This is a genomic window from Corallococcus sp. AB032C (assembly GCF_003668935.1).
GTDB classification, from domain to species: Bacteria; Myxococcota; Myxococcia; order Myxococcales; family Myxococcaceae; genus Corallococcus; species Corallococcus exiguus.
The window spans coordinates 1-14,793 of the sequence record NZ_RAWP01000164.1; the positions used below are offsets into that span (position 1 = coordinate 1).

Genomic DNA, 14,793 nt, shown 5'->3' on the forward strand with positions numbered 1-14,793 from the left:
CGCTGCGCCTCCTGGCGGAACTGCTCCAACTCCTTTTCCAACTCCACGGACCACCTCCTGGCATGTAGCGGCAGGAGGTCTCACGAAAGGCTGGAGCCCGTCACGACGGGGCACGGCGAACTCTTACAGTTCCTCGACGATGCTGTCGCCCCACTCGGCGCTGGCGATCTTCCGGCTGATGTACTCGCCCAGTTCCCAGTAGTGGGCCACCAGCGCCGTGTTCACCGCCTGGTACGCGCGTCGTCGGGCCGCCTCAATGAGCACGATGATCTCGGCGAACCGCATATCTCCGCCGTCAACGATCGCCCGCTTTGCACGAGGCACGGCGAGCGCCGTCGCCTTGGTGGCGGCGGGCTTCGTACGAGTGAGGCGCTTCTTCGAGGAGGACTTCTTCGTCATGCGAAAGAGGGCTGACAGCAGCGTCCAGGGGCTTTGGCTTCACAGCCTGAGCGCGGCTACTTCTTGCACGGAGACAGCGTGCGCTTCGCGTGGATGAGGTCCTCTTCCGTGGGACTCCCGTAGCGCACGGCCTTCGGCGCGGCCTTCAGCTTCTGGTAGTCGTACGCGTAGAGCACACCCATCTCCCGGCTCAGGATGAAGCGCGGGCCGCTGAAGTCCCAGAGGCCTCCGAAGAGCTGGCCTCCCGGCTTGAGCGGCGTCAGCGCCGTGCTCTCCCGCCCCCGCACGAACAACATGGACAGGTCGTCCGTCGCCCAGTTGCACGGGTTGCTGCCGTTGCGGTGCAGATAGGACACCGTCAGGTCGAACGCGCCTTCGCCTTCTTCGCCCGTCACGCCGAAGTACTCCCACAGCCGCGCGCACTCCGGCGCCGCGCAGTCCTGCGGCGGGATGTGCTCCGCGTAGTCCGGGGGAATGCCGTCCATCTCCTTGCCCGTGTGGTTCCGGTTGGGCCGGCGCAGCACGCACCCCGTGGGCTCGTCCTTCTGCCGGAGCGCGACGGGCGTGCCCGCGAGCCGTCCGGGCGGCAGCACTTCACACTCCATCGCCAGCTCCGCCATCAGGTACGTCTGGCGGTCCTCGTCCGTCCCCATCCGCACCGCCCAGTACGCGATGGGCGTGCCCTTGCACGCCTTCGACTTCTCCTTGCCGAACACCCAGATGGGCGCCTTGGTCGTGTCCAGCGCGCCCAGCTTCTTCGCCTGGTCCATGGGCACCGGCTTCACCCCGGAGCGGCTTCGCGCCCCCGCCTGGAAGAACTTGTCCTTCGAGGGCGGGATGATGGCCTGGTGCACCAGCCAGCCCAGCCGGTCGATGCCCACCTGTCCCATGGGCGTCATCGGCAGGAACTCCGGCTTCACCGGGCAGCCCCGGTCTATCTCCGGCAGGTCCACCACCACCGCCGAGCCGTCATCCTCATCCACCTGCGCCCACGCGGCCCCCGGCCCAACCGTCAGCGCCAGCACCAACGCGAACCCCGCGCACTTCACTCCGTTCGTCATTCCGTCGGACCTCCACCCACGGTCATACCGCAAGCGGATGCCCTCCGGCGCGCCCTCCGAAGCTCAGCGCGGCTTCTTGGGCGGAGCCTTGCGCTTCACCGGCGGAGGCGGCGCCGGCGGCACCCCTGCATCCCCCGGCACGTCCGACACCGTCGCGTCGAGCGCCTCCTGCTTCGCGGCGTCGTCCGGCTTCGGCGGCGCCTCCACCTCCGTGCGGTCCTCCAGCGGCACCCGGCCCACCGCGCGGCTGAACAGCTCCCACAGCGCCTTGCGGTGCCCATCGCGGTCCGTCTTCCCGGACAGCACCAGCCCCGCGCCGCTGTAGCGCACCGTCAGCCCCGGCGGCATGCCCGCCTCGAAGTCCTCCAGCTGCGCCTGGAGCTGCGGCACCGCGAACGTCAGCTCCAACTCCTTCGCCAGGTACGCGTGCGTCTTGAGGAACGTGCGCAGCGCCAGCCGGCACGCGGTGTCGTTCACCGTCGCCGTCAGGCTCCGCTCCACGCCTTCCGTGGCCTTCAGGTCCGGGCACGCCTTCCTGGCCGCCGCGAGTTCCGTTCCGGTGTTCTGCAGCTCGATGGGCCCCACCATCACCCGCCACACCGCGAAGCGCCCTTCCGCGTACAGCAACACGCGCGCGATGCCGGCGGCGTGGGGCGTCAGCAGCAGCTCGCCGCTCTGGGGCAGCGCCTCCGCCGTGACGACGTTGGGCGCGTCGGACTCCGCCCAGTCCACCGCGGTGAGCTTCTGGAAGGTCTCCTTGCCGGGCTCCAGCGTCAGGGCCTGGTCCACCGGCCAGGCCAGGGCCGCCGAGGGCGCCGCCAGCGCGCCCAGCAGTCCGCCAATGACGTACATCCGACGTCCCCGCATGGTGCCTCCCGCCAGGGTGGTATGCCCCTCTAGCACGGGATAAGAACGGACCCCTATGCCTACCTGGACCCTCTGGGTCGCCTGCCTGGCCCTCTGCTTCATGAGGTCCCTGGTCGCCGCCGCGGAGTCCGCGCTCTATGGGACGTCCGACCTGCGCGCCCAGGAGCTCGCGGAGGAGAGCCAGAGCGTCGCCGCCCGCCGGGTGCTCCGTCACAAGACGGAGCGCGAGCCCGCCGCCACCGCCCTGCGCCTGGGCATGGTGCTGTCCGGCTTCCTCGCCGCCGCCATTGGCGCCTTCGTCCCGCCGCGCCTGTTGGACTTCAGCCGCTACGCCGAGGCCACCTGGGTGCCCATCGCCACGGTGTGCGCGGGCGCCCTCTTCGTGGGCGTGCTCGCCAGCCTCATGGAGGTGACGCTGCGCGGTCTGGCCAACGGCAACCCGGAGCGCTGGGCCCTGCGCCTGTCGGGCCTGGTGTCCCTGCTGGTGACGGTGCTCTACCCGCCCATGCGCATCATGCTGGGCCTGCTCAACCTGGGCGCCCGCACCATGGGCCGCACCCTGCGCTTCGAGCCGCCGCCCCCGCCCCTGGAGGAGCTGGAGAAGCTGCTCGCCGCCCAGGCCGCGCGCAACGAGGTGGACAAGAGCGCCCCGCAGCTCATCCGCTCCATCTTCGAGCTGTCCGACAAGCGCTGCCGCGACGTGATGGTCAACCGCACGGACGTCATCTCCGTGGACGTCACCACCCCGCCGGATGAAGTGCTGCGCATCCTGGCGGAGGAGAACCACTCGCGCATCCCGGTCTACAAGGACGACGTGGACCACATCGTCGGCGTGCTGCACGCGCGCGACCTCATCCCGCTGCTCCAGCATCCGGAGCTCATCGTCCTGCAGGACGTCATCCGCCCCGCCCACTTCGTGCCGTGGATGAAGCCCGTGGGCGACCTGCTGCGCGACATGCAGAAGCGGAAGATCCACATGGCCATGGTCGTCGACGAGTACGGCGGCTTCATGGGCGTCGTCACCCTGGAGGACATCCTCCGCGAAATCGTGGGCGACATCGGCGACGAGTTCGAGGTGGAGGAGAAGCTCGTCGAGAAGATGGCCGACGGTAGCTCGCTGGTGGACGCCGCCATGGAGGTGGATCAGTTCACCAAGCTCTTCGGCTTCCCGCTGCCAGAGGGCGACTTCGACACGCTGGGCGGCTACCTGTCCTCGCTCGCCGGCCACCTGCCCGACGTGGGCGAGCGCTTCACCTACAACGGCTGGCAGTTCGTCGTGGCCACCAAGGAGGGCGCCCGCATCGACCGCGTGCGGATGTCCCGCCTCAAGAGCGTCGTGCCCGGCCTCTCGGACGGCCAGGGAGGCTCGCCGCGACAGTCCCCGGACTCCGGCACGGCTTCAGACGCCAAGGGCTGAGGGACGTCTCCAGGGCTCACTGCGCCGGGCTGGACTCCCCGCCCGGCACCCACGCGAGGTCCAGCGAGCGCGTGTCCCGGAAGGGCGCGCGCCGCTCGGAGCCGCCGAAGCGCAGCACCACGCCGCCCTCCACCCGCACCACGTGCGAGCCCGGCTCTGGACGGCCGCCGCCGCGCGCCACGGCCAGCGGGAAGTAGACCTCCAGGGGGACTTCGCCCTTGCCGTCCAGGGGCACGCCCATCACCTGCTCACCCGTGGCCACGCGCCGTCCGTCCACGCGCAGGTCGAAGTCCACGCGGGTGAGCGTGGCCGCGTCCGAGGACGGGTTCCCCACCCGGAGCTTCAGCGTGAGCGCCCCGCTGCCGTCGCGCGTGAAGGCCACGTCCATCGCCTCCACCCGCACCGCCTCGTCGTAGGCGCGCGGGCGGAAGGGCACCACGCCCAGGCAGCCGGACAGGCAGCAGATGCCGGCCAGGCCCAGCCCGAGCACCGCCCGGCGCGAGCGCATCAGCCGCCCAACAGAGGCTGCAGCGCCTCCACCGTCAGGGGCCAGCCCGCGCGGCGCGCCAGGACCTCCAGCGCCTTGATGAACTCCCCCGCGGTCTGGAAGCGTCGGGCCCGGTCCGCGAACAGCGCCTTGCGCGCCACCCGCGCCGCGTAGTCCGGCAGGTCCGGAGACAGCGTGGAGAGCAGCGGCACGCGCGCGTCGCGCACCTGGTGCATCAGCTGCGCCTCGTTGTCGCCGGTGAAGAGGCGGCGGCCGGCCCACAGCTCCCAGAGGATGACGCCCACCGCGTACAGGTCCGTGCGGGCGTCCACCGCCTGCCCCAGCACCTGCTCCGGGCTCATGTACGGCAGCGTGCCGCGCAGCGCGCCGGAGTCGCCGCGGATCATCCCCTCGACCTCCGCCACGCCGAAGTCGGTGAGCTTCACGTCGCCCTGGACGCCCAGCAGCACGTTGGCGGGGTTCACGTCGCGGTGGACGATGGTGGCGCCGTTCTCCCCCACCTTGGCGCGGTGGATGTAATCCAGCGCCTTGAGGATGCACCACGCGATGTAGCAGGCGGACTCCGGCGGCATCGCGGCGCCCGCCTTGATCAGCAGCTCCTGCATGTAGCCCAGCGTCCGGCCACTCACGAGCTCCTGCACCATGAGGTAGTCCGGCCCGGCGCGGAACAGCCGGAACGTCCGCACGATGTGCGCGTTGCGCAGGCGCACCGTCAGCTTCGCCTCGTCGACGAAGGCCTTCACATACGCGGGGTCGTTGCGGAAGGACGGGTGCAGCCGCTTGATGACCACTTCGTCGGGCTCGCCCGGGGAGCGCTGGGTCGTCTCACGGGGACGCGCCTGATACACCTCGGCCATGCCTCCGACCGCAAGCCGGCCGACCACTTCATAGCCACCCAGGTCAGGAGCTTCCGCCACGGGGCCAAGTTTAACGCGGATCCGGTAGCGGCCCCACTATTCCGCCACCAGTGACGTGAAGAGGGCCTCGTACTTCCGGGCGGACGCGGTCCAGGAGAAGTCCTTCCCCATGCCCCGCACCTGGAAGTCCCCCAGCCGTGAGGGGTCCGCGTACAGGGAGAGCGCCCGGCGGATGGCGGCCAGGAGCGCCGAGCGGTGGAAGGACTCGAAGAGGATGCCGTTGCCGTCCAGCCCCCCCTCCACCGTGTCCACCAGTCCACCCGTGGCCCGGACGATGGGCACCGTGCCGTAGCGCAGTGAATACATCTGGTTCAGGCCGCACGGCTCGTAGCGGCTGGGCATGAGGAAGAAGTCCGACCCGGCTTCCACCAGATGTGACAACGCCGGGTCGAACCCGATGTGCACGCCCACCTGCTTCGGGTGGCGGGACTGCAGCGCCCTCAGGCCCGCCTCCAGGGTCGGGTCGCCGTTGCCCACCGCCACGAACTTCAGATCCCCCTGGAGCGCCGCGGGCAGCGTCTCCAGCAGCAGGTCCACGCCCTTCTGCCACGCCAGCCGGCTGACGATGCCGAACACCGGCGCGTTGCCTTCCGTGGGCAGGCCGAAGCGCTCCAGCAGGGCGCGCTTGCACACCGCCTTGCCCGTCATGTCCTCCGGGCCGTAGCGCGCGGGCAGGAAGAAGTCCGTCTGGGGGTTCCACTCGTGCGCGTCGATGCCGTTGATGATGCCGGTGAGCGCGTGCGAGCGGCGGCGCAGCAGGCCATCCAGCCCGTAGCCCTGCTCCGGCGTCTGGATTTCGCGCGCGTAGGTGGGCGACACGGTGGTGAGCGCTTCGGAGTAGACGAGCCCCGCCTTGAGGAAGTTGACGTGGTCGTAGAACTCCACGCCCTCCGGCGTGAAGAGGTCCCACGGCAGCCCCAGGTCCTCCATGGTCCGCTTGGGGAACTGCCCCTGGTAGGCCAGGTTGTGGATGGTGAAGACGCACTTCGCCTTCGCGAGCGGCGTGCCCTGGAAGCCGCGGCGCAGGGCTACCGGGACCAGGCCCGTCTGCCAGTCGTGCAGGTGGATGATGTCCGGGAAGAAGCGCAGGCGCTGCGCGGCCTGGAGCGCGCCCACGCACAGGTAGGCGAAGCGGCGGGGGTTGTCCGCGAACTCACTGCCCGCGTCGCCGTAGAGGCCCTTGCGGCCGCCGTAGAAGGCCTCGTTCTCCAGGAAGAGGACCTCCAGGCGTTCGGAGAGGCGCGCGGACAGGATGGGGCCGCCCGTTTCACCGAAGGGGAAGCGCAGCACCAGGGACTGGCCGGTGGGCAGCAAGTGTCCGGTGTTGCGCACGTCCTGGTAGCGGGGCGTGACGATCTTCACGTCGTGCCCCAGCCCGGCGAGCGCCGTGGGCAGGGCCCCGGCCACGTCGCCCAGTCCCCCCGTCTTCGAGAAGGGGGTGACCTCCGAGGCGATGAAGAGGATCTTCATGAGTCCCGCCATTGCGTGCGAGTCCCGACAGGGAGTCAACCGCGAACGTGCGCGCCGGGGCCGTGTTTCCTATGGTGCGCCGCGTGACGAATATCCCTCCCGACCCCATCCAGCGCTTCGCCGACCTCTTCGCCCAGGCGAAGGCCGCCATCCCCGTGGACCCGAACGCCATGGTGGTCGCGTCCGTGGACGACCAGGGCCGCCCCAGCTCACGCGTGGTGCTGCTCAAGGACTTCGATGCGCGGGGCTTCGTCTTCTTCACCAACTTCCACAGCCGCAAGGGCCGTCAGCTCACCGCGCATCCGTACGCGGCGCTGTGCTTCTTCTGGCAGCCCCTGGAGCAGCAGGTGCGCATCGAGGGCCGGGTGGAGCAGGTGACGGACGCGGAGGCGGACGCGTACTTCCAGAGCCGCGCGCGCGGCAGCCAGATTGGCGCGTGGGCCAGCCTCCAGAGTGAAGAGCTGCCCTCGCGCGAGCTGTTGGAGCAGCGCGTGGCGGAGGTGGAGGCGCGCTTCCAGGGCCGCGCGGTGGAGCGCCCGTCGCACTGGAGCGGCTTCCGCGTGGTGCCGGACCGCATCGAGTTCTGGCACGCCCGCCCCAGCCGGTTGCACGAGCGCAACGTGTACCTGCGCGACGGCGCGGGTTGGAAGACGCAGCTGCTGTTCCCCTGAAGCAACTACCAGGGCACTTCCGCGCCCTCGTAGTCGAAGAACCGGCCGGAGTGCTCCAGCGAGACGCTGTCGATGACCCGCAGCATCCCGCGCACGGACTCCTCCGCCGGCAGCGGCGCGTCCTGCCCGCCCATGTCCGTCTGCACCCAACCCGGATGCAGCAGCACGCACGCCAGGCCTTCGCGGCGCAGGTCGTTGGACATGGAGCGCACGCCCATGTTCAGCGCTGCCTTGGACATGCGGTAGGCGTACGCGCCGCCCTCCGTGTTGCTGGAGAGCGACCCCATGCGGGACGTGACGTGCGCCACCTTGCGCCCCGCGCCGTGCCGCAGCGCCGGCAGCAGCGCGGAGGTGATGCGCAGCGGCCCGAGCGCGTTCACCTCGATGGTGCGCGCCAGGTCCTCGTAGTCCAACTCATTCAGCCCCACCCACTGGCCGGACACGCCCGCGTTGTTGATGAGCACGTCCACCGGCTCGCGGCAGATGCGCTCCGCGAAGGCCTGGACGCTTTCCGCGCGGGTGACATCCAGTGGATGGATCCTCAGGCGGCTGCCGGCCTCCAGCAGCAGCGGCTCCAGCCGGCGCGCCAGTTCCGGAGCACGCACCCCCGCATCCACCGTTTCTCCCCGCCGCAGCAATTGCTGCACGAACTCGAAACCGATGCCACGGCTCGCTCCCGTGATGACATAGCGCATGCCTTTATTAACGCGCCGGGAGGCTCTCCTTGGCAAAGCTCTTGCCTTCGCACTAAGGCGCCCGGGGTTGCTCACCTCACGACAAGCTCGGGAGTAGGTCGACATGACGGTCGCGGTCATTGGGGGAGGCATCACCGGACTGGCGCTGGCCTACCAATTGCGGGCTCGCGGTACTGCTGCCGTGGTGCTGGAGTCGACGTCACGCGTGGGTGGAAACGTGCAGACCCACGCCCGCGAGGGCTACGTGTTGGAGGCCGGACCCAACAGTTTCCTGGACCGGGAGCCCACGACGCGTGAACTGGCGGACGTGCTCGGAGTGTCATCCCGGATTCGTTCGGCGGATGCAGCGGCAAAAAACCGTTACATCTACACACGCGGCGCCCTGCGGGCCCTGCCCACATCGCCTCCGGCGTTCCTGAAATCCGACATCCTCCCCCTTGCTTCCCGCCTGCGGGTGGTGGGGGAGCTGTTCAGCGGACGCAACCCCACGGGTGCGGACGAGTCCCTGGCCCGGCTGGGGCGGCGCCACCTGGGGCGAGAGGCGACGGCGGTGCTGCTGGACGCGATGCAGACGGGCACCTACGCGGGCGACCCGGAGCAGCTCAGCGCGGAGGCCACGTTCCCGCAACTCGTGAAGTTCGAGCGGGAGCACCGCAGCCTCATCCTGGGCGCCATCCGTGCGCAGCGCGCGGCGCGACAGGCGAAGGGCGCGGGCGCGGTGGAGACAGGCCCCGGGCTCACCGGACAGATGAGCACGTTCGACGGCGGCCTGGGCGTGCTGGTGGACGCGCTGGCGAAGGCGCTGGGCGACAGCGTGCGCACCGACGCGAAGGTGGAGGGACTGGAGCGCGCCGCGGACGGATGGAAGGTGCGGTACCAGGAGCGGGGCCAGCCAGCGGAGCTGAGCGCGTCGCACGTGGTGCTGGCGGTGCCCGCGCATGTGGCGGCTTCGCTCGTGCGCCCTTTGGACGCGGAGCTGGCGGAGAAGGCGGACGCCATCCCGTACGCGCCCATCGCCGTGGTGCACCTGGGCTTCGCGCCGGGGACGGTGCCGAAGCCGGACGGGTTCGGGTTCCTGGTGCCGGCGGTGGAGGGCACCGCGATGCTGGGCACCATCCATGTCTCCACCACGTTCCCCTTCCGCGTGGAGGGCGGGCGCGTGCTGCTGACGTGTTTGATGGGCGGCGCTCGCCGTCCGGAGGTCGTCTCCCGGGATGAGGACGCGCTGGTGGCGCTGGCTCGCGAGGAGCTGAAGACGATGGCGGGGCTCACCGCGACGCCGGAGCTGACGGCGGTGTTCCGCTGGCCGCGCGGGATTCCCCAGTACACCGTGGGCCACCTGGAGCGCCTGGCGGCGATGGAGGAGCGGTTGAAGCGCTGGCCCGGCCTGCACCTCACCGGCAACGCGTACCGGGGCGTGGGCGTCAACGACTGCCTCAAGGAGGCGGCGCGGCTGGCGGACGCGCTGGGCGGGCTGGCGGCGGGGGCCACCCGGAGCGCCTGAGCGACCGCTCACCCCGGGACAGCGACGGCCGGGGGCAACCCTCCCTGGAGGGGCCCTGGGTCGATGCCAGAGTTCGTGGGCATGTTTCATGGACACTGGAGAAGCCCCCCATGTTCTCACTGCGCTCGCCGCTCTTGTTCGTGCTCGCCGTCCTCTTCTTCCCCGCTGTCCTCGCCGGGACGTTCGTCCTGGACCTCGTCCCCGCGCCCGTCCCCCAGCGCTAGGACGCGGGACGGTGTAGCCTTCCGCCTCCGCATGCAGGAGACGTCGCCGGAAGGCTCCATCGTTCGCGCCACGCTGCGCGCGCTCGTCGCGCCGTGGCGGTTGGCCCCCATCGTCCTGGTCTCCATTCCGCTGCTCGCGGCCCAGGTGCGATGGAGCGTGGATCCTCGCGCGTTCTGGATTGGCCTCCTGCTGTGCCTGATGTGCGTCGCGGTGGCGCCCGTGTCGTACCGGGTGCTGTTCCCGGAAGGGCTGGACCTGAGCCACGGCGGCATCCGCTTGCTGCTCTACGCGGCGGTGGGCAGCGGCGTGGTGCTGTCGGTGGGTTACGCCCTGCCGCGCGTCACGCTGATGCAGGACATGTTCCTGTCGGAGCCGTACAACCTGGCCATCTGCGGCGGCCTGTTCCTCGTCGCGGGCTGGGGGTTGGGGCGGGACATCGGCTTCGAGGAGACGCTGGCCCGTGAGCGGGCCCGCGCCACCCGCTTCGCCTGGGAAGCGGAGCAGGCGCAGCTGCTGGCGCTGCGCAGCCACCTGGATCCGCACTTCCTCTTCAACACGCTGAACGCCATCGCGGAGTGGTGCCGCGAGGACGGCGCCGTCGCGGAGGCCGCGGTGCTGCGGCTGTCCACGATGCTCCGCTCGGTGCTCGCCGGCGTGCGCAGCGTCACCTGGCCGCTGTCGCAGGAGCTGGAGCTGATGCGCACGCTCTTCGATCTGCACCTCTTGCGAGACCCGGACCTGTTCCAGCTGCGCATGGACGTGGCGGACGGGCTTTCGGACGTGCCCGTGCCGCCGCTGTTGCTCCTGCCCCTGGCGGAGAACGCGGTGAAGCACGGCCCGGCGGCCGGCCACCGGGGCCCGCTGAGCGTGGAGGTCTCCACGCGCGAGGGGGCGGTGGTGGTGACCCTCTACAACCCGGGCGCGTCCAAGGGCCCGCGCGAGGGCAGCGTGGGCCTGCCCACCGTGGAGCGGCGGCTGGCGCTGGCCTACGGAGGCCACGCGCTCCTGTCCCTGGAGAGCGCCGACGGGCGCACCCGTGTCACCGTCACCCTGCCCCGCCAGGGCCCCCAACCCGGAGTCCTCACGTGAGAGAGCCCCTGCGCGTCCTCATCGCCGACGATGAACTGCTGGCCCGGAAGCGCCTGTCGCGCCTGCTGGCCGCGCTGCCGGACGTGAGCGTCCGCGGCGAGGCGGTGGATGGGGACTCGGTGCTCGCGGCGGTGCGCGCGGGCGGCGTGGACGTGGTGCTGCTGGACATCCACATGCCGGGCCTGAGCGGACTGGACGCGATGGCGCTGCTGCCGGAAGGCGGGCCCCACGTCATCTTCTGCACCGCCCACGCGGAGCACGCGGTGAACGCCTTCGAGCATGGCGCGGTGGACTACGTCCTCAAGCCCGTGGAGGCTGCGCGGCTGCAGAAGGCGCTGGAGCGCGCGCGGGCGCGACTGCCGGCGCGGGTGAAGGTGCCCACCGCGACGGCGCCGACGGCGGCGGCGGAGAAGCCGGCACTGACGCGGCTGCCCATCCCGACGCGGCAGGGGCTGGTGCTGGTGTCGCCGGACGCCATCTCCCACGCGTCACTGGAGGACGAGCTGGTGACGGTGTTCACCGCGCAGGGCGACTACCTCACCGACTTCACGCTCAACGAGCTGGCGGACAAGCTGCCCCCGGAGCACTTCCACCGGGTGCACCGCCGCGCGCTGCTCAACCTGTCCCACGTGACGCGGCTGGAGCCGCTGGAGACGGGCGGCTATCTGGCGCGTACGGCGCGAGGTCACTCGGTGGAGGTGAGCCGCCAGTCCGCGCGAGAGCTGCGACGCATGCTGGGCCTGCGCAAGGGCGCGGAGGACGAGGGCTGAAGCCACGCCCTCCGCGGCGGGGGGGCCTTCAGTTCCAGACGAACAGCCGGTGCACCTGCGCCGCGTCGTCGCCCAGCGTGTCCGTCAGGGCCTGCTTCGCGGGGCCGGGCAACTCCACGCCGCCGCGCGCGCAGCGGGCCGCATCCTCCACGGCGAAGGCGGGCGCATCGCAGAACGCGTCCTGCCAGCGCGACATGAGCGACGCGAAGAAGGTCTGCTCGTAGCCGCGCAGCTGGCCGTCCAGCCAGCCTTCCTTGTTGGGCCGCTGGAACACCTGCGGGCGCACGCCGCCGGGCTCGAAGGTGATGTTGTGCTCGTAGCCGGAGGCCTCGATGGAGTTCTCCGCCTTCACCGCCAGCGGCGCGTGCTGCTCCTGGAGGATGCCCTGGGCCACCACGGCGAAGCTGTACTCCACGCCCCGCCGCTGCGCGTGGTAGTCGAACGAGCGCGACACGTCGCGGTACTTCGTCACCTCGACCGTCGTCTTGTACTCCACCGTCTTCGTCTGGCGGACCAGGCGCTTCTTCATCACGCCCTTCTCCTCGTAGGACTCCTCCACCGAATACGGCACCTCCGCCGTCGCGGTGCGGTCCTCGTGGTCCGTGTACGGCACGCGCTCCGTCCACGGCGCCGTCAGCTGCACGGGCTCGACGGTGCGCCGCTCGCGCAGGCTCCCGGCGATGGTCATCGGCGCGTGACGCGGGGACGCCTCCGAGTACCAGGGCGAGGCCTCGAACGCGCCCGACAGCCGCGTCATCAGGTACTGCACGACGTCATCGCTGATGCCATCCACGGACGCCTGCCACGTGGGCACGCCCAGCGCCTCCGGGAACATCCCCGCGCGGGGCGCGGACTGCTGGTAGTGCCCGCAGTAGCGCGACACCAGCTCCGTCCAGTGCTGCGCGCCGCCGGACAGCGACTGCTTCAGCTTCCCGCACGTCGCCGCGCCGCCCTGCGCCACCGCCTCCTCCACGTCGCGGCGGATGGGCGCCATCTCCGGTGGGGCCAGGAGCGTGCGCTTGCGGTCCAGGTGCGACTCCGCCGTCAGCGCGTTGCCCAGCTTCGCCGGGTCGATGATGAGCTGGCGCAGGTGCCGGTGTGTGCCCGCCATCTCCTCCAGGAGCGAGCTCTCCATGCCGCCATCCAGCTTGGAGTTCCACTTCACCTTGTAGGTGAAGAACTGCTCCAGATTCACTTCCGCGTCCTCGTCCCGCCCCTCCACCCGCGCCTGACGCGCCTGGGTGAGCAGCTGCGAGAGGCCACGCCAGCGCAGGTCATCCAACGACGCGCGATACTCGGGGTTGTTGGGCTCGTCATTGACGAGCTTCACATAGACCTCGGCCGCCTCGACGAAGCGGCCCTTCTCCGCCAGGTCGTTGGCGTGGCCCCGGGTGGTCGAGCACGCGGTCAGTGCCCCCGCGCACAGCAGCGCGGGGACGAGGAAGGACTTCCGGCGGGCGCCGGAGCGGAACGAAGCAAGGAGCGAGGCAATCACGGGAACGGCACCCTTCAGCGCGAGGCACGAGGCCCCGCCGGCTGACCTTCAGGATGGCCGGATTATTCACCGCGACGGCCCCGTCCCGACAAGGCCCCCAGGCTCCCAGGCTCTGAGCCGTCAGCGATCCACCGGCCAGGTGTGCACCGGCAGCCCCTCCTCGGACAGCTCCAGGTAGCGCTCCAGCAGGGCCGCCAGCGCGTCCTGCCGAGGCATGTGGGCCTCCAGCCGCTCCAACACCGCCCGCTGCCAGCGCGACCCGGTCCGCTGAAGCGCCACGCGCCGGGCGATGATGTCCAGGAGCCCGTCCGCCTCCGAGGCCTCCACCCCGGCCTCCAGCAGCCCGCGCCTCGCCACGGGCAAGAGCTGCTTCACCAGCTCCACCGCGGGCATCACCCGAGGGCTGGGCGCGGTCTCCGCCGGCCACAGCAGCTTCGCGCCCAGGCCGTAATGCGCCGCCTGCTTGAAGTTGCGCCGTGCCTGCCAGAAGGGCAGCGCCGGGAGCAGCGCGTCCACCCGCTCCGCGAGCCCCAGCGTCAGCCCCAGCAGGAACGCACCGTTGGCCACCATGTCCACCGGCGTGGGGCCGGACGGCAGCGCGCGGAACTCGATGCGCACGTGGCCTTCCCCGTGCGGATCATAGATGGCCCGGTTCCACGACCAGACCGTCCCCTGGTGCAGCCGCAGCTCCTCCAGCTTCGGCAAGCCCCCGGCGGCCACCACCTCCAGCGGGGACTCCTGCCCCATCACCGGCAGGAGCGCCGGATGGAGCGCCACGGCCTCCGCGAACAGCTCGTGCAGGCCCTCGCGCACCCAGCCGTGTCCGAACGTCACGCGCGGGTGCAGGTGCGCGGCCTCGTCGCTGTCGCTCCGGTCGTCGGTGGCCTGTTGGAAGAGCGCCACGCGCGTCTCCTCCCACAGCCGCTTGCCCAGGAACAGCGGCGAGTTTCCGCACGCGGCCAGCACCGGCCCGGTGGCCAGCTGCGCGGCGTTGTACACGCGCGCGAAGTCCTCCGGGTCCACGCGCAGGTGGAACTGGAGCGACGTGTTCGCCCCCTCCAGCGTCACGTCCTCCCAGGCGAGGTTGAGCGTGTCGTCGCCCGCGATGGCCACCTGGAAGGGCCCATCGCGCCGCTTGCGGATGGCCGAGGCCAGCGCCCGGTAGCGCGCCTGCGGCGTGAGCGCGTTCTTCCCCAGGTCCGCCTGCCGCAGCGTGGGCAGGATTCCCACCGTCGCCACGCGCGCGCCCTCCGTCGCCGCCGCGCGCCGCAACTCCGCCAACACCTCGTCCAGCTGGGCCTGGAGCCCGGTGAACGGCCGCCCCGCGAGCAACGAGGGGCGCAGGTTCATCTCCATGTTGAAGCGGTTGAGCTCCAGCGTCAGCCGGTCGTCCTTCGACTTCGCCAGCACCTGCTGGTTCACCGGCAGCGGCGAACCCGCGCCGTCCACCAGCGCCACCTCCAGCTCCGCGCCCATCGTCGCGGGCCCCACGCCGAAGCCGGGACGCCGGAGCACCTGTCGCAGCGCCTCCAGGCTCTCCGCGAGCCGCGCCACGAACCGCGTGTGCTCCTCCGGCGTGAACTCCTCCTGCTGGATGGCCAGTCCCATAGGCCCTCCACGATTGGCACGACGCGGCGCACTGGCACGCGCGGTGTCAGCCGCTGGACGCCGCAACGCACCAGGGAACCCCACCCGCCCCCACGTG

General features: G+C 71.0%; 14 protein-coding genes. 5 read left to right on the forward strand and 9 right to left on the reverse strand.

Features of this window, described 5'->3' with window-relative positions:
- Positions 1 to 123 precede the first annotated feature (123 nt).
- The 3 genes from D7X99_RS39220 to D7X99_RS39230 form a co-directional block, all read right to left on the reverse strand.
- Positions 124 to 399, reverse strand: a complete 276-nt coding sequence (locus tag D7X99_RS39220) for a DUF1016 N-terminal domain-containing protein (protein WP_233614099.1) — start codon at positions 397 to 399, stop codon at positions 124 to 126.
- A 56-nt stretch (positions 400 to 455) separates the two neighbouring features.
- Positions 456 to 1,460, reverse strand: a complete 1,005-nt coding sequence (locus D7X99_RS39225; protein WP_121782209.1) for a hypothetical protein — start codon at positions 1,458 to 1,460, stop codon at positions 456 to 458.
- Between the two features lie 63 nt (positions 1,461 to 1,523).
- Positions 1,524 to 2,327, reverse strand: a complete 804-nt coding sequence (locus D7X99_RS39230; protein ID WP_121782210.1) for a hypothetical protein — start codon at positions 2,325 to 2,327, stop codon at positions 1,524 to 1,526.
- 55 nt (positions 2,328 to 2,382) lie between these two features.
- Here D7X99_RS39230 and D7X99_RS39235 point away from each other — a divergent pair, with 55 nt between their 5' ends.
- Positions 2,383 to 3,744 (forward strand): hemolysin family protein, encoded by a 1,362-nt coding sequence (locus D7X99_RS39235; protein WP_121782211.1) that lies wholly within the window; start codon positions 2,383 to 2,385, stop codon positions 3,742 to 3,744.
- A 16-nt stretch (positions 3,745 to 3,760) separates the two neighbouring features.
- Here the strand turns inward: D7X99_RS39235 and D7X99_RS39240 are convergent, their stop codons facing one another.
- The 3 genes from D7X99_RS39240 to glgA are packed head-to-tail and all read right to left on the reverse strand — an operon-like array spanning position 3,761 to position 6,639.
- Positions 3,761 to 4,252 (reverse strand): LEA type 2 family protein, encoded by a 492-nt coding sequence (locus tag D7X99_RS39240; RefSeq protein WP_121782212.1) that lies wholly within the window; start codon positions 4,250 to 4,252, stop codon positions 3,761 to 3,763.
- Positions 4,252 to 5,169 (reverse strand): serine/threonine-protein kinase, encoded by a 918-nt coding sequence (locus D7X99_RS39245; RefSeq protein WP_121782213.1) that lies wholly within the window; start codon positions 5,167 to 5,169, stop codon positions 4,252 to 4,254. The genes D7X99_RS39240 and D7X99_RS39245 overlap by 1 nt, the downstream gene beginning before the upstream one ends.
- Before the next feature lie 36 nt (positions 5,170 to 5,205).
- Positions 5,206 to 6,639 carry a glycogen synthase GlgA gene (gene glgA, locus D7X99_RS39250; protein WP_121782220.1) on the reverse strand — a complete coding sequence of 478 codons (1,434 nt, stop codon included), beginning with the start codon at positions 6,637 to 6,639 and terminating at the stop codon, positions 5,206 to 5,208.
- Between the two features lie 71 nt (positions 6,640 to 6,710).
- Here glgA and pdxH point away from each other — a divergent pair, with 71 nt between their 5' ends.
- A complete protein-coding gene (gene pdxH, locus D7X99_RS39255; RefSeq protein ID WP_121782214.1) occupies positions 6,711 to 7,310 on the forward strand; it encodes a pyridoxamine 5'-phosphate oxidase in 600 nt (199 codons plus the stop codon).
- Between the two features lie 5 nt (positions 7,311 to 7,315).
- Here the strand turns inward: pdxH and D7X99_RS39260 are convergent, their stop codons facing one another.
- The gene (locus D7X99_RS39260; RefSeq protein WP_120576571.1) at positions 7,316 to 8,005 is read right to left on the reverse strand and encodes an SDR family oxidoreductase; all 690 of its coding nucleotides are present in this window, start codon (positions 8,003 to 8,005) and stop codon (positions 7,316 to 7,318) included.
- Between the two features lie 103 nt (positions 8,006 to 8,108).
- Here D7X99_RS39260 and hemG point away from each other — a divergent pair, with 103 nt between their 5' ends.
- The 3 genes from hemG (at position 8,109) to D7X99_RS39275 (ending at position 11,593) form a co-directional block, all read left to right on the forward strand.
- The gene (gene hemG, locus D7X99_RS39265; protein WP_121782215.1) at positions 8,109 to 9,509 is read left to right on the forward strand and encodes a protoporphyrinogen oxidase; all 1,401 of its coding nucleotides are present in this window, start codon (positions 8,109 to 8,111) and stop codon (positions 9,507 to 9,509) included.
- Positions 9,510 to 9,764: 255 nt separating this feature from the next.
- Positions 9,765 to 10,823, forward strand: coding sequence for a sensor histidine kinase (locus D7X99_RS39270; RefSeq protein ID WP_121782216.1), 1,059 nt, complete (start codon positions 9,765 to 9,767; stop codon positions 10,821 to 10,823).
- Positions 10,820 to 11,593 (forward strand): LytTR family DNA-binding domain-containing protein, encoded by a 774-nt coding sequence (locus D7X99_RS39275; RefSeq protein ID WP_121782217.1) that lies wholly within the window; start codon positions 10,820 to 10,822, stop codon positions 11,591 to 11,593. The genes D7X99_RS39270 and D7X99_RS39275 overlap by 4 nt, the downstream gene beginning before the upstream one ends.
- A 28-nt stretch (positions 11,594 to 11,621) precedes the next feature.
- Here D7X99_RS39275 and D7X99_RS39280 read toward each other — a convergent pair whose 3' ends face one another.
- The gene (locus D7X99_RS39280) at positions 11,622 to 13,088 is read right to left on the reverse strand and encodes a hypothetical protein (RefSeq protein WP_121782218.1); all 1,467 of its coding nucleotides are present in this window, start codon (positions 13,086 to 13,088) and stop codon (positions 11,622 to 11,624) included.
- A gap of 120 nt (positions 13,089 to 13,208) precedes the next feature.
- The gene (locus tag D7X99_RS39285) at positions 13,209 to 14,696 is read right to left on the reverse strand and encodes a glutamate--cysteine ligase (protein ID WP_121782219.1); all 1,488 of its coding nucleotides are present in this window, start codon (positions 14,694 to 14,696) and stop codon (positions 13,209 to 13,211) included.
- Positions 14,697 to 14,793 lie beyond the last annotated feature (97 nt).